Annotated in this window: 9 protein-coding genes; 7 read left to right on the forward strand and 2 right to left on the reverse strand. The window is 70.4% G+C overall.

Annotated elements, in window-relative coordinates:
- Positions 1-491: 491 nt before the first annotated feature.
- Complete coding sequence (locus G537_RS0127785) at positions 492-1,829, reverse strand: sensor histidine kinase (RefSeq protein WP_026872874.1); 1,338 nt, start codon at positions 1,827-1,829, stop codon at positions 492-494.
- 294 nt (positions 1,830-2,123) lie between these two features.
- Between G537_RS0127785 and G537_RS0127790 the strand changes: the two genes are divergently transcribed.
- The 5 genes from G537_RS0127790 (at position 2,124) to G537_RS0127810 (ending at position 9,136) form a co-directional block, all read left to right on the forward strand.
- Positions 2,124-2,339, forward strand: coding sequence for a hypothetical protein (locus G537_RS0127790; RefSeq protein WP_026872875.1), 216 nt, complete (start codon positions 2,124-2,126; stop codon positions 2,337-2,339).
- A 162-nt stretch (positions 2,340-2,501) separates the two neighbouring features.
- Entirely contained in the window at positions 2,502-3,701 is a 1,200-nt protein-coding gene (locus G537_RS0127795) for an efflux RND transporter periplasmic adaptor subunit (protein ID WP_051249221.1), read from the forward strand.
- Complete coding sequence (locus G537_RS0127800; RefSeq protein ID WP_026872877.1) at positions 3,698-6,841, forward strand: efflux RND transporter permease subunit; 3,144 nt, start codon at positions 3,698-3,700, stop codon at positions 6,839-6,841. Before G537_RS0127795 ends, G537_RS0127800 begins: the two co-directional genes overlap by 4 nt.
- A 100-nt stretch (positions 6,842-6,941) precedes the next feature.
- Complete coding sequence (locus G537_RS0127805; protein WP_026872878.1) at positions 6,942-7,703, forward strand: SDR family NAD(P)-dependent oxidoreductase; 762 nt, start codon at positions 6,942-6,944, stop codon at positions 7,701-7,703.
- A 41-nt stretch (positions 7,704-7,744) separates the two neighbouring features.
- On the forward strand, positions 7,745-9,136 hold the full coding sequence (locus tag G537_RS0127810; RefSeq protein ID WP_051249222.1) for a TolC family outer membrane protein: 1,392 nt from the start codon (positions 7,745-7,747) through the stop codon (positions 9,134-9,136).
- 25 nt (positions 9,137-9,161) lie between these two features.
- Here the strand turns inward: G537_RS0127810 and G537_RS0127815 are convergent, their stop codons facing one another.
- Positions 9,162-9,836 carry a response regulator gene (locus tag G537_RS0127815; protein ID WP_026872880.1) on the reverse strand — a complete coding sequence of 225 codons (675 nt, stop codon included), beginning with the start codon at positions 9,834-9,836 and terminating at the stop codon, positions 9,162-9,164.
- Between the two features lie 198 nt (positions 9,837-10,034).
- On the opposite strand from G537_RS0127815, the gene G537_RS0127820 reads away from it, so the two are divergent.
- Positions 10,035-10,562: a GNAT family N-acetyltransferase gene (locus G537_RS0127820; RefSeq protein WP_026872881.1), complete on the forward strand. Its 528-nt coding sequence runs from the start codon at positions 10,035-10,037 to the stop codon at positions 10,560-10,562.
- A gap of 1,225 nt (positions 10,563-11,787) precedes the next feature.
- Positions 11,788-22,371 carry a filamentous haemagglutinin family protein gene (locus G537_RS0127825; protein WP_026872882.1) on the forward strand — a complete coding sequence of 3,528 codons (10,584 nt, stop codon included), beginning with the start codon at positions 11,788-11,790 and terminating at the stop codon, positions 22,369-22,371.
- Positions 22,372-22,769: the final 398 nt, after the last annotated feature.

Here is a 22,769-nt window from a genome sequence, read left to right on the forward strand (position 1 = left end):
ATCGCACTGGCCGTCGACGCCTTCACACCTGACGATTGCCAGAACTACTTTACTGCTGCCGGATATGACCGCGACTGATCGGAAAATGCTCTAGGTCGGCACAATGGCACAGCATCAGCCCCCCGCCCCACGGCTGCAAAGTTGGGTGAAGAGCGGACTTTAAGGGCAGGGCTCAAGACGCATCGGGTCCACGCCAAAAGCGGTCACCCGTGTAGTGGTCCCAAACCGGACACGACGTCGAGCCATGAATCTCGCCGTCGTCGGCGAAACCAGCCTGACGAGGTGCACCTAAACCGGACAACAAGGTGGGCCCAGACAGCGGACACGTCGGCTCTGGCCGGGACCCCGATGCCTCGCAAGATGACAATGTAGGTCAACGGAGCAACCAGGGCGACCTGAGGACAGCCAGCGATCCTGGGACGAATGCCTGCGCGCGAAATCGCCGGTGCGTGCTGGCGGCGGAAATCCGACGAGCCAGCTCCGGTCCCGGCCTAGCGCTTCAATTGCAGATGGAATGACGCTCCGCCCCGCGGACCATCGCGGACGACGGCCCGGCCGCCATGGGCCTGGGCGATTTCCGACACCAGGTTGAGCCCTAGCCCGGAGCCCGCGCCGCCGGCCAGGCGATGGAACGGCTCGAAAATGCGCTCACGCTCCTCGCGAGGAATACCCGGCCCCTCATCCTGGACGACGATGCTGCCGCCACGTTCGACCCGCACGACGATCGTGCCGGCCTGGCCGCCATGCTGGATGGCGTTGTGGATCAGGTTGGCGGTCGCACGCTCCAGCGCCGCGTTGTCACCGTCGACTTCGACCCGCTCCTCCTCCGCATCGACGACCAGATCGTAGCCGGTGGCGATCGCCAGCGGCGCCAGATCGGCCGCGACCTTGCGGGCCAGGGCCACCAGGTCCACGGCGGAGAACAGGCTGGTGCGGCTGCGCAACCGCTCCAGGTCGAGCAGCTGATCGGCCATGAGCTCGAGCCTCAGCAGGTCGCGGCCGAGGCTCGCCTTCATCGGCTCGTCACCGAAGGCTTCGAGCCTGAGCTTCAGGATCGCGATCGGCGTCCGCAGCTCATGCGCGGCGCTGGCCAGGAAACGGCGCTGCCGCTCATAGCCCGCGTCCAGGCGGGTCAGCGCCTCGTTCACGGCCGCCACCAGCGGCGTGATCTCGCGCGGCACCTGCTCGATCGGCAGCCGGTTGCCGCGCCGGTCCGGATCGATGCGCGCGGCGGCGCTCGCCACCAGACCGAGATTCTTCAGCGCCGAGCGCACGGTCAGCGGCACCGCGATCACCGTCCCGATGACCAGCGCCAGGGCCAGGTACACGAAGTAGAGATTGTCCGGGTCGACGGTGAAGTCGACCAACGGCCAGAGGCCCATGTCGATCGGGCCGGTGGCGATGAGCAGCCTACGGCCCTCCGGCGTGCTCGTCGCCTGGAGGGCGCCGATGAACTTCCCGTCCGGCGTGTTCAGCTCGGAATAATTGACGCCGCCCTGCATGGCCTCGGTGACCGACAGGATGCCTGCGGGCCCATCCCCCTCGGCGATCGTCCGGGTGCCGTCGGTGATGCGGAACCAGAAGCCGGAGGCGGTCTGCCGCCTTATCTCCTGCACGGTCGGGGTGTCCGACAGGATCAGCCCTCCATCCCCCGCCTGCGTCACGTTCTTCGCCAGGACGTTGGCGGCGTAGATGGCGCCGGAGTATTCGCGGTCCCGCGCCTCCGCCAGCAGCAGGAGCGTCGCGATCACCGCGAGGACGACGGACACGATCTGCAGCGCGGAAAGGCGCAGCATCAGCCGCCGCGTCAGGGATGGACGGCGAGCCATGCCAGCCTCCGCACGATTCGGTTCTCCTTCGACGGCCGCGCCGGCCCAGGCCCAAGCCCGTCCGGTCGTTACCACTGAAGCGGGGAACGCACCCCGCCGCCAGCACAATGATCCATACCCGGCTCATTCTTCACAGCCCCCGTTGCCGGCAAGGCTGGCAGAACATCGCGTGCAATGTTCGGGCAATGCTGGGGGTGCATTGGCTGTCGGGGATCGGGACATCGCCCCAAGGGGAATGTCGCGCCATGGCGTCGCCAAGGCGAAGAGCGATCCGGCGGCAGAAGGTCGAGAGACATGGTCGATGAACGGTTGTCGATGCGTGCGGGGTCCATAGCGTCAGGCGAGCCCGTGACCGCGGCCGACCCCGTGGGGCGCACGGCGATGTCGCTGGCGATCCTGGGCGTGATCGGGGCCGTGCTGATCATGGCGTGGGGATCCCAGCGCCTGGCTGCGGCGCTGAAGCCCAGGGATACCCTGGCGGTCTGCGGCGCTTCCGTCAGCAGGCCGTGACGGCTGCCGATCTTCCAGCCCTTTCAGGACCATCAGACCCATCGCGATAGGCGCATCCCCTCGGCAGGCCGGAGCTCTCCGACGAGTTCCGCCCGCTCGAAGAACCAGAGCGAAACAGACATGTCCGATAGCCAACCGCCGGGCCCGGCGGAACGACCCGTGATGCAAGCCGCGCGGCGCCGCCCGCGGCCCTGGTTGACCGTGCTGTTCGGCCTGGGAGCGGCCGCCCTGGCGGCCACGGTCGTCGTGATGACCGGCGCCGACGGCATCGGATCGGCCATGGCGCCGGCCGGTCAGGCCCGGCCGGTGGTCTCGGTCGCCGTCGCCCGGCAGCGCCCGATCGAACGGACGCTGTCGCTGACCGGCACGGTGATGCCGCGCGAGGAGATCGCGATCGGCACCGCCATCGAGGGCCAGCGCATCGCCGAGGTGCTGGTCGAGGAAGGCGACCGGGTCGCGGCCGGCCAGGTGATCCTGCGGCTGGAGACCGACCTTCTGACCGCCGCGCTGCACGATGCCGAGGCGGCGGTGCTGCGGGCGGAGGCCGGGCTGGCGCGCGATCAGGCGACGCAGGCCGAGGCCACGGCCAACTTCCGGCGCATCGAGCAGCTGCGCGGCTCCACCGCCTTCAACCCGCAGGAATACGACAAGCGGCGCGCCGCCGCGGTGTCGGCGGACAAGATGCTGGAGGTGTCGCGGGCAGAGGTGGCGCAGGCGCAGGCCAAGGTCGACGACGCCCGCACCCGGCTCGGCCGGGCCGAGATCCGGGCGCCGACCGCGGGCATCGTCTCCGAACGCGCCGCCCGGGTCGGGGCGCTCGCAGGCTCCGGGCCGCTGGTCAAGCTGATCCGCGAGGGGGAGGTCGAGCTCGAGGCCGAGGTGCCCGAGATCGACCTGCCGGCCTTGGCGGCGGGCCAGCCCGCCCGGATCAGGGTCGCCGGCGTCGAGGAGGCGTTCGACGGCCGGGTGCGGCTGGTGGCCCCGAAGGCCGACCGGGACAGCCGGCTCGGCCGGGCGCGCATCGCGCTGCCGGTCGACCCGCGGCTGCGGCCGGGGGTGTTCGGCCGCGCCGCCATCGTGGCGGAGCGCCGCGACGGCGCCGTCGTCATCCCCGATTCGGCGCTGATCCAGCGCGACGACCTCGGCGATAGCGCGGTGCTCACGGTCGCCGCCGACGGCACCGTCGCCCGCCAGGAGGTGACGGTCGGGCTGCGCCAGGACGGCTGGGCGGAGATCCGCGAGGGGCTCGCCGCCGGCCAGCGCGTGGTGCTCAGCGCCGGGGCGTTCCTACGCGAGGGCGACCAGGTGACCATGGCGGACGGGATGCCCGCCCTGTTCCGGCCGGTGGACGGCCGGCCATGACCTCCGGCCTCTCCTCCTGGTCGATCCGCCGGCCGATCCCGGTCCTCGTCCTGTTCGCGGTCCTGACCCTGGCGGGCTGGTGGTCGTTCCTGCGCCTGCCGGTCAATGCCAACCCCAAGGTCGAGTTCCCGATCGTCACGGTCACGGTCACCCAGGCCGGCGCCGCGCCGTCGGAGCTGGAGAGCCAGGTCACCCGCCGGATCGAGGGTGCGGTCGCCGGCCTCGCCGGGGCGCGCCACATCACCTCGACCATCGCCGACGGCACCTCCTCGACCACGGTCGAGTTCCGCATCGGCATCGACCCGGACCGCGCCACCACCGATGTGCGCGACGCCGTGACCAACATCCGCAGCGACCTGCCGCAGGGCATCGAGGAGCCGATCATCGCCCGGCTCGACGTCGAAGGCGGCGCCATCCTCTACTACGGCGTGCGCGCGCCGGGGATGTCGGCGGTCGACCTGTCCTGGTTCGTCGACGACCGCATCGCCCGCGACCTCTTGGCCGTGGCCGGGGTGCAGAAGGTGCAGCGCCTGGGCGGCGTCGGCCGCGAGATCCGGGTCGAGCTCGACCCCGACCGGCTGGCGGCGCTTGGCATCACCGCCGACCAGGTCAACGCCCAGCTGCGCAGCACCAACGCCGACGTTCCCGGCGGCCGGGGCGAGATCGGCGCCCGCGAGCAGGCGATCCGCACGCTCGGCGGCGCCCGCACCGTGACGGCCCTGGCCGAGACGCCGATCGCGCTGCCGAACGGCCGCTGGGCCAGGCTCGACACGCTCGGCACCGTCACCGACGGCGCCGGGGAGCAGCGCTCGCTGACCCGGCTCGACGGCGAACCGGTGGTCGCCTTCGCCGTCTACCGCGCCAAGGGAGCCAGCGACACCGTGGTGGCCGACGGCGTCGCCGCGCGCCTGGCCGAACTCCAGACCCGGACGCCGGGCGTCACCATCAGCGAGATCGCCTCGACCGTCGAATACACCCGCGACAGCTACGATGCGGGGATGACGGCGCTGATCGAAGGCGCGCTGCTGACCGTGCTGGTGGTGTTCCTGTTCCTGCGCGACTGGCGGGCGACGCTGATCGCGGCCGTGGCCATGCCCCTGTCGATCCTGCCGGCCTTTTGGGCGATGGACCTGCTGGGCTTCACCCTGAACAGCATCTCGCTGCTGGCGCTGACCCTGGTGATCGGCATCCTGGTCGACGACGCGATCGTCGAGATCGAGAACATCGACCGGCATCTGCATCTCGGCAAGCGGCCCTACCGCGCCGCGATCGACGCGGCCGACGCGATCGGCCTCGCCGTCGTCGCCACCACCCTCACCATCGTCGCGGTGTTTGCGCCCGTCAGCTTCATCGGCGGCGTCACGGGCCAGTATTTCGAGCAGTTCGGCCTGACCGTGGCGGTCGCCGTGCTCGCCTCGTTGCTGGTGGCGCGGCTGCTGACGCCGCTGATGGCGGCCTATCTGCTGCAGCCGAAGCGGGCGGCGGCGGGCGGCGATGCCGGGGCCGCACCGTCGCGGCCGGACGGCCGCTATGTCCGGCTGCTGAACTGGACGCTCGATCACCGCGGCGCCACCCTGGCCGCGGCCGGCGCCCTCCTCGCAGGGTCGCTGCTGCTGGTGCCGCTGCTGCCCTCCGGCTTCCTGCCGGACAGCGACAGTCGGATCTCGAACCTGCAGGTCGAGCTGCCGCCCGGCGCCACCCTGGCCGACACCGACGCCGTGGCACGGCGCATCACGGCCGAGCTGCGGCAGCGGCCGGAGGTCGACCACGTCTTCGCCACCATCGGCGAGGCCGGCGGCGCCGCGGCGGCCGACGCTATCGCTTCGGGCGGGGACGTCGCCAAGGTCAGCTTCGTCATCATCCTGAAGCCACGCGGCGAGCGCCAGCTGACCCGCAAGGCGTTCGAACGTTCGGCCCGGGACGAGCTGTCGCAGATCCCGGACATCCGCTTCACCTTCCTGGGCGAGAGCGGCAGCAAGGACGTGTCGATCGTGCTGACCGGCGACGACCCGGAGAAGCTGCGCACCGCCGCCCGGGCGCTGGAGCGCGAGATGCGCGGCCTGCCGGTCCTGGCCAATGTCCGCTCGGCCGAGCCGCTGCCGCGACCGGAGATCCGCATCCGCCCGCGGCCAGACGAGGCGGCGCGGCTCGGCGTCTCGGCCCAGGCGATCGGCACCGTCGCCCGCATCGCCACGATCGGCGACACCGACGCCAACTCGGCCAAGTTCAACCTCGGCGACCGCCAGGTCCCGATCCGCGTGGCCCTGGACCGCGCGGCCCGCGCCGACATAGAGGCGCTGCGCCAGCTGCGCGTGGCCGGCGACCGCGGGGCCGTGCCGCTGACCTCGGTGGCCGAGATCGGCTTCGGCGCCGGCGATGCCGAGGTCGAGCGCTTCGATCGGCGCCGCCGGGTCTCGGTCGACGCCGACCTGAACGGCGTGCCGCTCGGCACCGCCCTGGCCGCGATCGAGGCGCTGCCCGCGCTGGCACAGCTGCCGGAGGGCGTGGAGCGGCCGGCCTATGGCGACGCCGAATCGATGGACGAGATGTTCGCCAGCTTCGGCGGGGCGATGCTGGCCGGCCTGCTGGTAGTGCTGGCGGTCCTGGTGCTGCTGTTCCGCGATTTCCTGCAGCCGGTGACCATCCTGGTGGCGCTGCCGCTGTCGGCGATCGGGGCCGTGCTGGCGCTGCTCGGCATCGGCGCGGCGCTCGACCTGTCGACGGTGATCGGCCTGCTGATGCTGATGGGCATCGTCACCAAGAACTCCATCCTGCTGGTTGACTTCGCGATCGAGGGGCGGCGGGCCGGGCTCGACCGGCGCACCGCCCTGGTCCAGGCCTGCCTGGTGCGGGCCCGGCCGATCGTCATGACCACCCTTGCGATGATCGCCGGCATGATGCCGGCGGCGCTGGGCTTCGGCGCCGATGCCGGCTTCCGCGGCCCGATGGCGGCGGCGGTGATCGGCGGCCTCGTCACCTCGACCGCGCTCAGCCTGGTGCTGGTGCCGGCGGTGTTCACGCTGATGGACGACCTGCGCGCCTGGCTGGCGCCCCGCCTCGGCCGGCTGACCTCGGTCACCGAGGCCGACCGCGCGGCAGAAGAGCCTGCCGCCGCCCGACAGGAGGCCCGACATGCATGAGCGTTATTTCCCCCCGCCCGACGAGCGGCCGCGGGCTAGGCGCAGGGACACCCGGGCGCTCCGCCGGTCGCCGCCGGCGGGGAGAGCCGTCCGGGGGCGGATGGTTGGAAAGGTCGTCCTGGTGACGGAGGCGGCATCCCCGATCGGCCGGGCCAGCGCGCTGGCCCTGGCGCTGCAGGGCGCGACCGTGCTGGCCGCCGACAGGGACCCGAGGGGCGGGGTCGAGACGGCGGTGATGATCCGCGACGCCGGCGGCCGCGTCGGCTTCCAGTGCCACGACATCGGCGACGAGGCCTCGTGGCGGAACCTCGTGGAGGCGGCCTGGTCCGGCTTCGGGGCGCTGCACGTGCTGGTCAACACCGTCGGCGTCCCGGTCTTCGGCCATCACGCCGGCGCGGCGTGGACGGATCTGGGGCGGGAGCGCGCCTCCGGCCTCCGGGCGCTTTCGCTGGGGCTGGAGCATGCGATTCCGGCGATCGCGCGGTCCGGCGGCGGCGCCGTCGTCAACGTCGCCCTGACCGACACGCATGCGGGCAATCCGCGCTTCCCCTACCGCCCTCCCGGCAAGGGCGAGATCACGCTGCTGACCAAGGAGAGGGCGCTCGCCTGCGTCGGCGCGCGCAACGGGGTCCGAGTCAATTCCGTCCGCCCCACCGCGATCGACGCCCCGGTCATTGGCGCGACCGGGAGCCCGCCGGCGGCGATAACCCGTACCTCGGTCTGGATGGGCCATTCCGGCACGCCGCAGGACATCGCCGAGGGCGTGCTGTTCCTGGCCTCCGACGACGCGCGCTACGTCACTGGCACCGAGCTGATCATCGACGGGCGGCTGAACCCGCCTGATGCGAGACAACGGAGATGAAACCGATCATGGCAGTTGGGTGGAGCCGCTTCCGAGCGGCCATGCTCGTCATCGCGCTGACGCCGGCCGCGGGAACGGCCACGGCGCAGTCGCTCACCGAGGCGCTGGCATCGGCCTATGCCACCAACCCGGACCTCGCCGCCGACATCGCCAACCTGAAGACGGTCAATGAAGGCGTCGCCCAGGCCCTGTCCGGCTACCGGCCGTCGGTCAGCGCGAGCGCCAGCATCGAGAGCCAGTTCACCAACACGCAGACCGACGGGCAGCGCGGCGGCACCGCCCTGCCCTCGGGCGGCCGGGACGGCCGGTGGCACGAGGTCAACCCGGCCACGCTCGGCATCACCGTCAACCAGAACCTCTACAATGGCGGCCGCACCCAGGCCGCGGTGAGCCAGGCCGAGAACACGGTCATGGCCACCCGCGCCGTCGTCCGGACCACCGAGCAGACGGTGCTGTTCGACGCCGCGACCGCCTATGCCGACGTGGTCCGGGCCCAGGCGGCGCTCGACGTCCGGCGCAACAACGAGGCGGTGCTGGGCCAGCAGCTGCAGGCGACCCGCGACCGGTTCAATGTCGGCGAGGTGACCCCGACCGATGTCAGCCAGGCCGAGGCCGCCCTGGCCAGCGCCGTCGCCGGCCGGGTCGAGGCGGAGGGCACGCTACGCACCAGCCGCGCCGTCTTCGAGCGCATCATCGGCCGGCCGCCGGAAATGCTGGAGACACCGGCCGTGCCGGCCGGCCTGCCGGCCTCGATGCAGGATGCGATCCGGCAGGCCCAGGAGAACCATCCGGGCATCGTCGCGGCGCTGTTCAGCGAGCGCGTGGCGGCCGACAACATCGACCTGCAGTTCGGGGCCCTGCTGCCGTCGATCGACCTGCAGGCGCGGATCCAGCGGCAGTATTCGACCGTGTCGCACCCGCGGTCGGGCGGCGGGGCGCAGAACCGCATCGATTCCGCGGCGATCATCGCCCAGCTGACCATTCCGCTCTATGCCCAGGGCAACCACGAGTCGATGGTGCGGCAGGCGCGCTATGCCCATGGCCAGAAGCGGATCCAGATCGAGGCCCAGCGGCGCCAGGCGATCCAGAGCGCCGTCCAGGCCTGGCAGTCGCTGGTCACCGCGCGGGCGGCAATAACGTCGTTCCAGGCGGCGGTCAGGGCCGAAAGAATAGCGGTGGACGGGCTGCGGCAGGAGGCCCAGGTCGGCTCGCGCACGGTGCTCGACGTCCTGACCGAGCAGCAGAACCTGCTCAACGCCCAGCTCAACCTGGTGGAGGCGCGGCGCAACGAGGTGGTCGCCGGCTATCAGCTTCGCGCCGCCATCGGCACCCTCACCGCGCGCGACCTGGCGCTGCCGGTCGAGGTCTATGATCCGGAGCCGGACTATCGCAAGACCCGGTCCCGCTGGTGGGGAACGTCGGTCGATGGATGACCGGCCGCCTGTCGCCGGCCCCCTGTCATGGCGCGGCCCGCAGCAGATACCCGACGCCGCGGATGCTGCGGATCTCGACCCCTGCATCCGCCTCGGCGAGCTTGCGCCGGAGCCTGGACATATGGGCGTCGAGCGAGTTCGACTGGATCTCGTCGTCGAGTCCATAGACGGCGGATTCCAGCGTCTCGCGGAGCACCGCGCGCTCCCGGCGCTGGATCAGGGCCTCCAGGATCGCCAGCTCCCGCCGCCGCAGCGGCAAGGGGCGGCCGTCGACCAGCGCCTCGCGGTGGCCCAGGTCGAATTCCAGCCGGCCCAGCCGGGCGAAGTCCGGCCGCGCCTCCGGCGGCCGCCGCAGCACGGCGCGAAGCCGGGCCAGGAGCTCCTCGAAGGCAAAGGGCTTGGCGAGATAGTCGTCGGCGCCGGCTTCGAGGCCTGTGACCCGGTCGCCGACATCGCCGCGGGCCGTCAGCACGATCACGGGCACCCCGACGCCCGACCGGCGGAGGGATCGCACCAGGCTCAGCCCGTCGCCGTCCGGCAGGCGCCGGTCGACGATGATGACGCGATACTCCGCGCACCGCGCCACGGCCTCGGCTTCGGCCAGCGAGGCGGCGCGATCGACCACGAAATCCCGCACCGCGAGGGCGGCGGCCAGGACCGCGGCCATCTCCGGCTCATCCTCCACAACAAGCACGCGCATCACGATCTCCGCCGACCACCCTGCATCCCGCCTGATCGCGGCCACATTGAGTCACGACTACGCTCGCGGCTCCGCTTGGCCCTCCTACGCGTCAAATCGCGTTCCCCAACACGGGCGCTCGGTGACTCAAGATTCCTGAAGGGCGTCTCTGACTGACCACGGCTACCGCCCTCGGCACATTGGTTTGGAAACAACGACATGAATGACGACGTCATCACCTTCAAATCCGTTCTCACCGCCGACCTGCCTGCTTTCAAGAGAGAATTGCAGGCAGCCTTCGCGGCGGCCGTCATTGACGAGTTCGGCTCCCTGCCCGACGGCCCTATCCCGTCCGATGACGATCTCGACCAGTCGATCGCCGCCCCCAATGCGGAGATTTTGCACGTCCTCTCCGGCGGGGAGAATGTCGGTGGCGCGGTCCTGACGATCGACGCGGCTACAAACCACAACTCGCTTGATCTCTTCTTCATATCATTGGCGAGGCACGGCCATGGTTTAGGTACGAAGGCATGGCACGCGATCGAGAGGCGATATCCTGAGACACTGGTTTGGCAGACGCACACACCATACTTCGAGAAGCGAAATATACACTTCTACATCAACAAATGTGGTTTCCAGATTGTGGAATTTTTCTGCAGGTACCATCCGGACTCGCATAAGACCGGTGGAGACGAACTGCGCAGTGGAGACGAGATGTTTCGATTCGAGAAAATCATGGAGCGCTAAGCCGAATCAAGACTAATAAAAAAGTAGCGGACGGTCGCTGTGGCGCAGTTTGCGACCGGGCAGCTTGTGACCATGCAGCCAGATCGGACTAGAATACGAGTAAATTCCTGCGACGTCAAAACATCGATCAACCGCATCACGCTATGTTCAAATAATTTCTGCAACAGTATAGCTTATTTATGGTAAACTGGCAATTTTTATATCAATTAGTTAAGTATTTTGACCTTTATATGGCCGGCTATTGCGCAAATGTTGTTCATCATGACTAGCCATCGCGCCACCACATTAAGATCGGGCATCGCAATACGCGTAGAGCGGGTGCTTTATACCCAATCGACCTCGGCGCCAGTTCCCGCCAGGGCAGCCGCCGGCAGGCCCGCCGGTTCCGCTACGAGATCGTCCGCGCCTGGCCTCCAGCTCGTCGCGCGTGCCATATCCCCAAAAAGGTCCGAACGTCGTCAATTGGAGGCGCTTCGGCCTAAGCGCTGGCGTCCGGTTTGGAGCGCCGCTACAGCGACGCGGAATGGCCGGTTCGGAGCGGGCTGGCTGGCCCCCGAATGACCGCAATGGGGACAACAGAGTGGACTCCAGCAGCATCGCAGGAAGCTGTCCGCAACGAGCCGCCTGCGGTCATGGCGCATCTCTGGCGGCAGACCTCGATGGCGAAGTGGGCAGCGCCTACGGTCACGGCGCCAATTGTCTTGGCCCGCCGCTCTGACGGTGAAGGCGTGGTCCGGCGTACGACGTGCGCTACTCCTGTGGTGGTCTCGGTGCTCGATGCCGGCTTAGCCTTCCGTTTGTGAGAGCCGCAGAACGCAGAAAACCCCGCCTTTTCGGGGCGGGGCTTGGTGTCAGATCTCGATGTGGATCGAGTTATAACAAAGGTGGTTGCGGGGACCCGCAACCAACGATTCTTGCACCTGGTCGAGAGTGCGATTCCGCGACTCTCGGCGTGGGACTAGTTCCTTGGCCACCCATTTTCTCTGCTTCAGATCATAACCGGGGCGGCTGCCGCATCGTGCCGCTGGGCGGAGGAGTTGCGGCCGCGCAGGACCACCCGACCGCCGCGCCTCTGCAACCGCCCCGGCGAGAATCACGCCGGCCGGGCCGACGCCGCGTCACGAAAAATTCACCGGACCGGGATGGCGGCGAAAACGGCTCCGCCGATAGGACAGGAAGGATAGAGCGCGCCCATATCATTCATTTATAGTCCTGGAGTGCCCAGATGGCCGGCATCGGCGCCCCGATTCGTCCCGTTTCCCGATTCGTGTCCTCCCCCTCCGTGTCCGGCGTCCTGACGCGGCGGCTGCGGCTGGGCTGCAGCGCCCTCGCCCTGATCGCCGGGCTGGCGGCGCTGGCGGGCGCGGCGGAACCGGCGCGCGCCGACAGCACCAGGATCGTCGGCATGCGGCTGGTGCGCGGCGACACCCCGGCCTCGGCGACCGCTGCCGGCAGCGGAGGCGGCAATGGCAGCCGCGGCAACAGCGCCGTCGCCCGGGCGCTGTCCCGCGCCGCCTCCGCCGGCACCCCGCGCGCGCTGTTCGGCGGCATGCGGCTGCAGCGGGTCGAGACCGGCGCCAACAACCCGGTGATCGACGCGACCAACAAGCTGATGACCATCGAGCAACTGAAGCCGAAGGCAATCATCAGCTGGGACAAGTTCAACATCGCCGGCGACGAGACGGTGCGCTTCGACCAGAAGGGCAACCGGGACTGGGCGGTGCTGAACAGGATCCACGACCAAGCCCCGTCGCGCATCGACGGCAAGCTGAAGGCCGATGGCCATGTCTATCTGATCAACCAGAACGGCGTGATCTTCGGCAACGGCTCGCAGGTCAATGTTCGCAACCTGGTGGCGTCGTCGCTGGACATCAGCACCGACCAGTTCACACGCGGCATCCTCTCCAACCGCAATCCGACACCGGACAGCGACGGCAAGATACCGCCCGTGTTCGCGCACGACGGCGACGGCGAACCCGGCCAGATCCGGGTCGAACGCGGCGCGGTCATCGAGGGGCCGGACAACAGCAGCGTCATGCTGCTGGGCGGGTCGGTGGTCAACGAGGGCACCATCCGCGCCCCCGCCGGACAGGTCGTGATCGGCGCCGGCCGAAAGGTCTATCTCTATCCCGCATCGTCGGGATCGACGCCGGTGGACGAGCGGTATCCCCGCGGCGTCGCGATCGAGGTCGATGCCCTGCGCACTCCCGACTCCCGCACCGCCGACCGGGTGGTGAACACGGGGACGATCGACACGCCGCGCGGCGGCAACATCTCGATCGCCAGCCTGCTGATCGACCAGAACGGCAGGCTGTCGGCGACCACCACGGTGCGCGCCGGCGGCTCGATCCAGCTCAAGGCCGCCACGGACCCGACCTATAACAGTGGCGGCGAATTCAATTTGCGAGCCGTTTCCGGCAAGGTCACCTTCGGACGCGGCAGCGAGACGACCGTCCTGCCGGAGGACAGCGCCGAGACCATCACCGACAACGAGACCTTCGAACATTCGCGGGTCCAGGTGATCGCGGGCGCCGGGACCATGGAGCGGGGGGCGGAGATCCGGGCGCCGGCGGGCGATGTCGGGATCGAGATCGGAAATGCCCCCTTCGACGGCTCGCCGAACCGCTTCACCATGGAACGGGGCAGCCGGATCGACGTGTCCGGCACCACCTCCACCGAGGTGGCGATGGAGCGGAACCAGATCTCGATCACGCTGCGCAACAACGAGCTGAACTCGCCGCTGCAGCGCGACGGCTTCCTGTTCGGCAAGACGGTCAACGTCGATGTCCGCGAGGGATCGCCGATCGGCAGCATCGGCGATTATCTGAAGAGCGTCGGCCGCACGGCGGTGGAGCGCAGCGCGGCCGGCGGCACCGTGTCGATCACCTCCGATGCGGTCGAGACCGGCGAGGTGGTGATCCGGGACGGCGCCACCATCGACGTCTCCGGCGGGCAGGTGCGGTATCGCGGCGGCTGGCTGGACACCACCCAGCTGGTCGGCGCCGACGGCCGGGTCTACGACATCAGCGAGGCGACGCCGGACATCCAGTATGTCGGTTTCGCCGAGCAGCGCTTCGCCCAGCAGAAATTCTACGGCCCGCGCTGGGAGGCCGGCTACACCGACGGCATGGACGCCGGGTCGGTCAGCATCACCACCGGCGCCGCGGTGATCGACGGCCGCGTCACCGGGCGGACCACGGCCGGGGCGCGGCAGCGGGCCCGCGACCAGCTGCCGGCGCTGGGCAGCCTGACCCTGTCGCTGAACCGGGCGGTCGACGTCACCTTCGGCGCCGGCGGCCCGCGGCTGCCCGAGGGTTTCGGGTCGGGCGAGGCGCTACGGAAGGATCTGCGCGACAGGCTGGTGCTGGATCCGTCGCTGGTCGGCGCCGGCGGGGTGGACCGGATCGCGGTCACGACCGCGGGCGGCGACATCGCGGTGCCGCGCGGCGTGACCCTGCGCACCGCCCCCGGCGGGTCGGTCGATCTGCGCTCCAGACCAACGGCCTCCCTTCTCGGCCTCTATGACGCGGAGTCGGTGCTCGATCAGTTCGGCAGCATCATCGTCGCCGGCGCGATCGAGGCGCCGTCGGGCACCATCACCCTGAGCGGCCGGGACGTGACCCTGAGGTCCGGCGCGCAGCTGACGGCGCGCGGGCAATGGGTGAACGACCGGATCGACGCGAACGGCAATCCCTATCCCGGCGGGTCGGGCCCGGCCGGCGCCGCGCTGCCGGACGGCGGCACGATCGACCTGAGCGCGCTGGAAGACCTGACCATCGCGGGCGGCAGCCTGATCGACGTCTCCGCCGGCGGCTGGGTGGCGAGCGACGGATCGCTGACCAAGGGCGATGGCGGCGAGGTGCGGCTGACCACAAGCCGCTTCGCCGATGCGCAGATCGCGGTCCGGCCGAGCGTCGGGCGGCTGGTGCTCGACGGCGAGCTCCGGGGCTACGGGCTGGACCGCGGCGGCAAGCTGACCATCCGCACCGACCGGATCTGGATCGGCGGCGGGCTGGCGCCGAAGGGGGCGCTGGTGCTGGACCCCGGCTTCCTGAGCCGCGGCGGCTTCAGCGACGTGACGCTGCACGGCTATCGCGGCGTCACCGCGGCGCCGGGCGCGGTGGTGACGCCGGCGGCGGCCTCGCTGCGGCTGAACCCGGACCATCTGTGGCGTGCCGGCGGCAGCGACGTGTTCGGCTTCGCCAGCCTGGAGGTGCTGCCGGAGGAGCTGCGCCCGGCCGGGTCGCTGACCCTGATCGCCCGGGGCAGCGATCTGAGGGCCGACGACTACGGGGTCGACGGCGTCGATGCGCAGGGGCGGTCCTACGAGGGCGGTGGCAGCGTCGTCTTCGGCCGGGGCTCGATGGTCCGCATGGGCATGGGCGGCTCGGTCACCGCGGTGGCGGCGCGCACGGTGCGGGTGGACGGCATGATCGACACCCCGGCCGGGACGATCGACCTGAGCGGCGGCGTCACCGTCGATGGCGCGTCCGTTGTGGCCTACGACCCCGAGGCGGGCGTCCGCATCGGCGCGACCGGCCGGTTGCTGGCCCGCGGCGCGGTCAGGCTGGACCCGACGACGGACGGGACCCGCCGCGGCACGGTGCTGGACGGCGGCACCATCTCGCTGCGCTCCTACAACGGGGCGGTGATCGTCGAACGCGGCGCCCTGCTCGACGTCTCCGGCGTCGCGACCGGGTTCGACCTGCGCAGCATGACCATGTACGGGCTGAAGCTGCGGCGGCAGACCGTCGCCAGCAACGGCGGCACGATCCGGCTGGCCGGCAGCGAAGGCCTGTTCGTCGACGGCACCCTGCTGGGCCGCGGCGGCGGCGCCGGCGCCGAGGGCGGCACGCTGATCACCGAGATGATCGCGAAGCAGCCGGCGTTCGAGAATCGCCCCGACCTGCCGGTCGACTTCCTGCGGGTGCTGAACATCCGGCAGTCCGGCCTGTCGCCGGCCGCGGCCGACGGCTACGGCGCCGACACGCTCGGCGGCCTGGCCGGCCAGGGCTTCGTCGCCGCCGATACGGTGATGGACGGCGGCTTCGGCACATGGGTGATGGGATCCGACAACGTCGTCAATTTCGACGGCGACGTCACGGTGAAGCTGGGCCGCGAGATTCAGGTTTCGGCCTATACGATCACCGCGACGCGCGGCTCCAGCGTGGTGCTGGAGGCGCCGCGGGTGGTCCTCGCGAAGACCGGCAACGAGTCACTGGGACCGGTGGGACTGGTTTCCCCGCTGGACAAGCGGATCCTCAGCCCCGCGACCCAGCTCTCCATCCTGGCGGATCTGATCGACATTGGCGGCAGCAATCTCCGCCTCGGCGGTCTCTACCGGTTCCAAGTCGGCTATGATCCCGAAACCTTCGAGCCGATCTACAAGGACCGCCGTTTCGGCGGCTTCGGGCTGGTCCGTTTCGAAAGCCGCGGCGACATCCGCTTCGCGGGCAGCACGGGCAACGCCCCCGGCAGGCTGGACACCGCCGGAGACCTGGTGTTCCGGGCGGCGCAGCTCTATCCCGCCACCGACCAGACCTTCACCGTCAACGCCCTCGGCAAGGTCACGGTGGGGCGGAGCGGCAAGGCCGGCATGCCGCTGTCGATCGGCGGCCAGCTCACGATCACGGCGCCCGAGATCGTCCAGAACGGCACGATCCGGGCGCCCCTGGGCAGGATCGTCCTGGGGCTGGAGGGCAGCGTCGACGGCGTCAGCAAGGTGACGCTCGGCCGCGGCAGCGTGACCTCGGTGTCGGCCGACGGGCTGACGGCCCCCTACGGCTACGTCCAGAACGGCTCTCTGTGGTACAATCCGGCCGGCTTTGTGCCGCTCGAAAGCCCGCCGGCGAAGGAGGTGCGGCTGCGCGGCGACGATGTCGCCGTGGCGGAAGGGGCCGTCATCGACGTGAGCGGCGGCGGCGAATTGCTGGCGAGCGAATTCGTCCCGGGCCTGGGTGGGCCGGCCGACGTCCTGAACGACCCCAACAGTTTTGCCGTGATCCCGGACTATGACGGCTACGCGCCTTGGGATCCCTATATCTCAGGCGGGCGGTCGCTTCTCCCGGAACCCAAATTCAATCAGGACCTGCCAGCCGTCGCATCCACAGCCTCCGTGGCCGGGCAGTCTTTGAACCAGGGATCGAACACCTCGCTGCGGGTGGGTGACCGGGTCTATCTGTCGGGCGGCGGCGGCCTGCCGGCCGGCACCTATGTGCTGCTGCCGGCGCGCTATGCGCTGATGCCGGGGGCGTATCGCGTCCGCGCCTTCGATGGCATCCTCGACATGCTGCCGGCGATGAACGGCCGGGCGCCGGACGGCGGCGCCTATGTCGCGGGCCGCCGCTCGGTCCTCAACACCGCGGTCTCCGACGCCCGCTGGACCGGCTTCCAGATCGAATCCGGCGAGGTGGTGCGCCAGCGGGCGCAGTATGACGAATACCGGGCCAACAGCTTCTTCCGGTCCGAGGCCTTCCTGACGCGCCAGCAGACCGAAGGCAGGACCGCAACGCCGCTGACCCTGCCGATCGACGGCGGCACGCTGGTGGCCAATGCCACCGCGACGCTGCGGCTGGACGGCACCGGCCGGTTCGCACCGGCCGAGGGCGGACGGCTGGGCCGCTTCGACGTCGCCGCCGCCAAGGTCGCGGTGGTGTCCGAAGGGGTCGACACCGGGGACCTGGCAGATGAGGGCTATCTGCTGCTGCAAGCCGAGCAGCTGAACGATTTCGGCGTCGGCAGCCTGATGATCGGCGGCGAGCGCAGCCTCGTCGCGCCCACCACCGCCGATCCGCGCGGCGGCACCCAGGTTGCGGTCTCGGCCAGCGACGTGGTCGTGCGCAACGAAGGCACGCCGCTGGAGGGGGCGGAGATCCTGCTGGCCGCCAGCAATGCGGTGACGGTGGAATCGGGCAGCGTGATCCGCACCACCGGGACCGATGCCGGCCAGGGCGACACCCTGCGCCTCAGCGGCGACGGCGCGCTGCTGCGCCTGTCCACCGGCGGCCGGGCCGATGTGGTGCGGCAGGACGCGTTCGGCTTCGGCACGCTGACGATCCAGGAGGATGCGGCCGTTCTGGCCACGGGCAGCCTGACCCTGGATTCCAGCGGCGACACGATCCTCGCCACCGACCGGATCGCCGGCGGCCGCGCCATCGACGCCGCCGCCCGGCAGATCAGCTTCGGCGATGCGCCGGACGGCACCCCGGGCCTGGTGTTCCGCGACGGCACGCTGGGCGTGCTGGCGCAGACCGAGACCCTGACCCTGCGCGGCTACGGCAGCATCGATTTCCACGGCGACGTCACCATCGGCGGCGGCCAGGCCGCGGCCCTGCAGACGCTGTCGCTGGACAGCCCGGCCCTGATCGGCCATGGCGGCAACGTCACGATCAACGCCGGCGCGGTTCGGCTGCGCAACACCGGTGCCGCCAACGAGTTGCCGGCGGACATGGCCGGCGGCCGCCTGACGATCAATGCCGCCACGCGCATCGAGAACGGCCAGGCGGTCGCCGGCAGCGGCCGGATCGATCTGGCCGACGGGCCGGTCCGCATCGCCGGCTTCGGCGCGGTGACGCTGGCGGCGGAGGAACGGATCGTCGGCACCAGCGGCCTCGGCACCGCCACCGACCTGGCCCCCGGCAGCGGCGGCGCGGACCGCCCGAACCGGCTGCGGGTGGACGGCGCGCTGACCCTGGAAGCCGCCGCGCTGTCGGCCGGCGCCGGATCGGACAATGCGATCGAGGCCACCGGCGCCTTGCGCTTCCAGGGCCGGGCCGCGCCGAACCTGCCGGGCTTCGACGAGATCGGCGGCCGCCTGCGCCTTTCCGGCGACACGGTCAGGCTGGCCGGCCGGGTCGAGGCCCGTGCCGGCATCCTGGAGGCGTCGGCGACCCGGGATCTGGAGATCGCCGGCGGCACGACGATCGACGCCGCCGGGGTGGAGCGCCGCTTCTTCGACCAGACCCGCCACGCCCCGGGCGGCGTGGTCAAGCTGTCCTCGGCCCAGGGAGACGTGGTGCTGGCGGGCGGCGCCGCCATCGCCGTCGGCGGCGGCCCGGGCGGCGATGCCGGGCGTCTGATCGTCGATGCCGCGCACGGCCGGTTCGTCGCCGACGGCACGATCGACGCGCATTCGGCGGCGGGCGCCCGCCAGGGCCAGATCGATCTCGATATCGGCGGGCTCACCGGCGGCTTCGATGCCCTGGCCGGCAAGCTGGCCGCGGTCGGCTTCGCCGAGGCGCAGCGGCTGCGCATCCGCAGCGGCGACGTCACGCTCACCACCGCGATCCGCGCCCGCGAATTCGCGCTGTCGGTCGATGGCGGCAACCTGGTCGTCGGCGGCAGCATCGACGCCAGCGGCGCCACCGGCGGCGAGATCCGCCTGGCGGGCCGCAGCCTGACCCTGCAGGGCGGGGCGGTGCTGAACGCCTCCGGTGCCGCGGCCGACGCCGCCGGCAAGGGCGGCTCGGTGCTTCTGGCGGCCGGGGACGGCGGCCAGCTCGCGCTCGAGGCCGGGTCCCGGATCCTGGTCGGCGCCGGCGGCGGCACCGGCAGCGTGCATCTGCGTGCGCCGCGCACCAATGGCGACACCGATGTCGCCATCGCCCGGCTCGGCAGCGGGATCGACGGGGCGCGGCAGGTGACGGTCGAGGCGTACAAGGTGTTCGAGGTGCCGGGGATCGACGGGATCTCGACGATCGACCAGAGCGTGATCGACCAGGTGGCGGCGGACGCCACGGCCTTTGCCGGCCACGCCGGCACCATCGCCGATCGGCTCGGCGGCAATGTGACCGTCCGGGCGGGCGAAGAGCTGCGCAGCGCCGGCGACATGCTGCTGTCGCAGGACTGGAACCTCGCCGATCTCGACGCGGGCGTGCTGACCCTGCGCGCCGGCGGCGACCTGACGGTGCGCGGCCATATCAGCGACGGCTTCACCACCGTGGATGGCGGCGTGCTGGCGGGCGGCGACAACTGGTCCTACCGTCTGGTCGCCGGCGCCGACCTCTCCGCCGCCGATCCGCTGGCCCTGCAGGCCGCGGCCGACCTTGCCGCCGGCAAGGGCAGCGTGATCGCCGATTCGGCCGGGGCGAACCGGCCGCTGCACATCCGCACCGGCACCGGCGACATCGACATCGCCGCGGCCCGGGATTTCGTGCTGGGCGCGAAATCGGACACGAATCTGGGACCGGACGGCTTCTCGCCCATCCCGCAGGCCGTGGTCTACACGGCCGGGCAGCCGATCGCTGGGCTTCCGGACGGCCTGCTGGACGAGCAGATCTATCCCAACGCCGTCCATCCGACCGGCGGCGGCGACATCGGCATCAGCGCCCGCGACGGCCTGTACGGCGTGCCGTCGGGCCAGCTGGTCACCGACTATGTCTGGCGCCAGGGGGACGCGAACGGCGATCTCGGCCTGGCGACCACATGGTGGATCGACTTCGCCGGCTTCCAGCAGGGGGTCGGCGCCCTGGGCGGCGGCAACATCGCGCTGCGGTCGGAGGGCGAGATTCGCAACCTTTCGGCCGTCATCCCCACCGTCGGCTGGGTGTCCGGCGACGGCGCGGCCCGCCAGGTCAACATCCGCAACGGCGGCAGCCTGACGATCGACGCGCTCGGCGACATCGTCAGCGGGGTCTACTATGTCGGCCGCGGCGACGCGACGATCGAATCCGGCGGTTCGATCAAGGGCGGCGCGTCGGTGACCGTGTTCGACCCGTTATTCGGTTTTCCGACGGGAACATACGCTCCCCGCACCATCCTGGCGGTGGGCGACGCGCCCTTCCGGCTGCGCAGCCGCGGTGACCTGACCATCGAGACCGCGGTCGACCCGATGCTGGTCCCGGCCGCGCCCCGGCAGTCCGGCGGCAGTTCCGCTACCGGCGGCTTCATGTCGCGCGGCGCCAACGGCGCCGTCAGCCTCGAATCGATCGGCGGCGATGTCCGTTTCGGCAACGATGGCGTCGCCGTGGCGGTCCTGGCCGGGATGGACCCGAACACCGTCCCGACGAGCAGTGCGACTTACCGCGCGATGCTGCTGTACCCCGCCACTGTCCGGGCCACGTCGTTCGGCGGCGACATCACGGTCGATTTCGGAATGGCGCTGGCCACCGCCGATCGCGGCACGGTGGAATTCCTGGCGGCGGACGACGTCGGCTTCAGGCCGAACGGGGACCCGACCGAATTCCGACAGACATTGTTGTTTGAGGGACTTTGGATGGCGGATGCCGATGCGCTGGTCGACCCCACGCCCCTGAACCCGATCGATGTCCTCTTCTCCGCTACCGGCGGCCTGACCAGTGAGCAGGATCAGTTCGTGCGCGCAAATTTCCTGGCCGGCGGCGCGGCGATCGACCAGGCCGGCCGGCATGTTGGCGACCCCGACCCGGCGCTGATCTATGCGGTCGCGGGCAATGTTCAGGCCCTCGGAGGGCCGGGCAATCTCGGCCGTCTCACGGTGCCGAAGAGCCTTCAGATCCGGGCGGGAACGGATGTCGCCGATCTCTCGATCACCGCCACCAACACCAGCCCGGGGGACGTCACGCTGGTTCAGGCCGGCCGCGACATCGACCTTACCTTCCGTCAGGGGAATCTCGGCGCGCGCGTGCTGGTCGGCGGGCCGGGGCGATTGGAGGTCAGCGCCGGACGCAACATCGATCTCGGCATCGGCTTCGGCATCCAGACCGACGGCAACCTGCGCACCTCGATGCTGCCGGAGCAAGGGGCGGACATCGCCGTGCTCGCTGGGCTCGGCACCAGGCAGCCGGACCGGACCGCCTTCCTGACCCGCTATCTGGACCCGGCGCATTACGCCGAGCTGGAAGAATATCTGCGGGCCGGGGATGGGTCGTCGATCTACACCGGCGACCTGATCGCCTATGTCGAGGCGCTGACCGGCCGCACCGGCCTGGACGCCGCCACGGCCTTCGCCCTGTTCAAGGCGCTGACGCCGCAGCAGCAGGATCCGCTGCTGCGGGATATCCTCTTTGCCGAGCTGCGCGCCTCCGGCCGCGAGGCCAACGACCCGTCCAACCCGCGCTTCGGCGCCACCGATCGCGGCTATGCCGCCGCCGATGCGATGTTCCCGGGCGACGGCTATGCCGGCGGCATCGCCATGCGCGACAGCCAGGTCAAGACCCAGCGCGGCGGGGACATCTCGATCCTGATCCCCGGCGGCGGCATCCAGCTCGGCGCGATCACCCAGGAGGCGGGCGTGGATCCGCATCCCGCCAGCGACTCCGGCCTGTGGACGGTGCTGGGCGGCGACATCCGCGTCTATGCCGATGACGACATCCTGATCCGCTCCTCCCGCGCCCTCACCGCCGGCGGCGGCGACATCCTGATGTGGTCCTCCTTCGGCGACATCGACGCCGGCGTCGGCTCGCGCGCCGCGATCTCGACGAGACCGGCGACCGTCCGCCTCAGCCTGAACGGCACGCTGCAGGTCGAACCCGGCGGCATCACCGGCGGCAGCGGCATCGGCGCGCTGCGGCCGCCCGGTGATGTCGACCTCTACGCCCCGAACGGCGTGGTCAATGCCGGCGAAGGCGGCATCCGCGTCGCCGGCAACTTCAACGTCTTCGCGCTGCAGGTGCTGAACGCCGACAATATCCAGGTCGGCGGCCAGACGGTGGGCCTGCCCACCGCGCCGGTCAACCCGGCCTCGATCGCCGGCGTCAGCGACGTCGCCGCCCAGGCGACGCGGGCGATCGAGGAATCGGTGCGCGAGCAGGCGCAGCGCGGCGCCCAGCCCTCCACCGAGCCGCCGCCGCTGCTGATCACCGGCTCCTTCCTCGGCTACGAGGAGGGATAGGGATAGCGGTCTGGGCCTGGGTCAACGACGCCACCTGGCCTGAAGACCGGCTTGGTCTCCGGCACCTGCACCGTCAGCTCCAACACCTGATCCCCGCCACAGACGCCCCCCGCACGCCCGGCGGCCGGCCCGCCGGGCGTCATCTTTTCCGGATCATGACAATACAATGACGAATACACATGGATATTCGCCAATATAAATGCATATGATCCGATGTTTCATTTTCATTAACGCCAACAGACTTGTCCACACGAAATCTTTCCTAGTTTTCGATCGGTGATTGAACATGGTCGAACGTATGTGCTAGTCAGATTTCTAGACAAATGATCAAAACATTCGCCTTCTGAATTTTCAGAACGGCGCATGCGTGACGTTTTTATTGCATTTTCTGCCCGGAT

The organism is Inquilinus limosus DSM 16000, from assembly GCF_000423185.1.
Taxonomy (GTDB): Bacteria; Pseudomonadota; Alphaproteobacteria; order DSM-16000; family Inquilinaceae; genus Inquilinus; species Inquilinus limosus.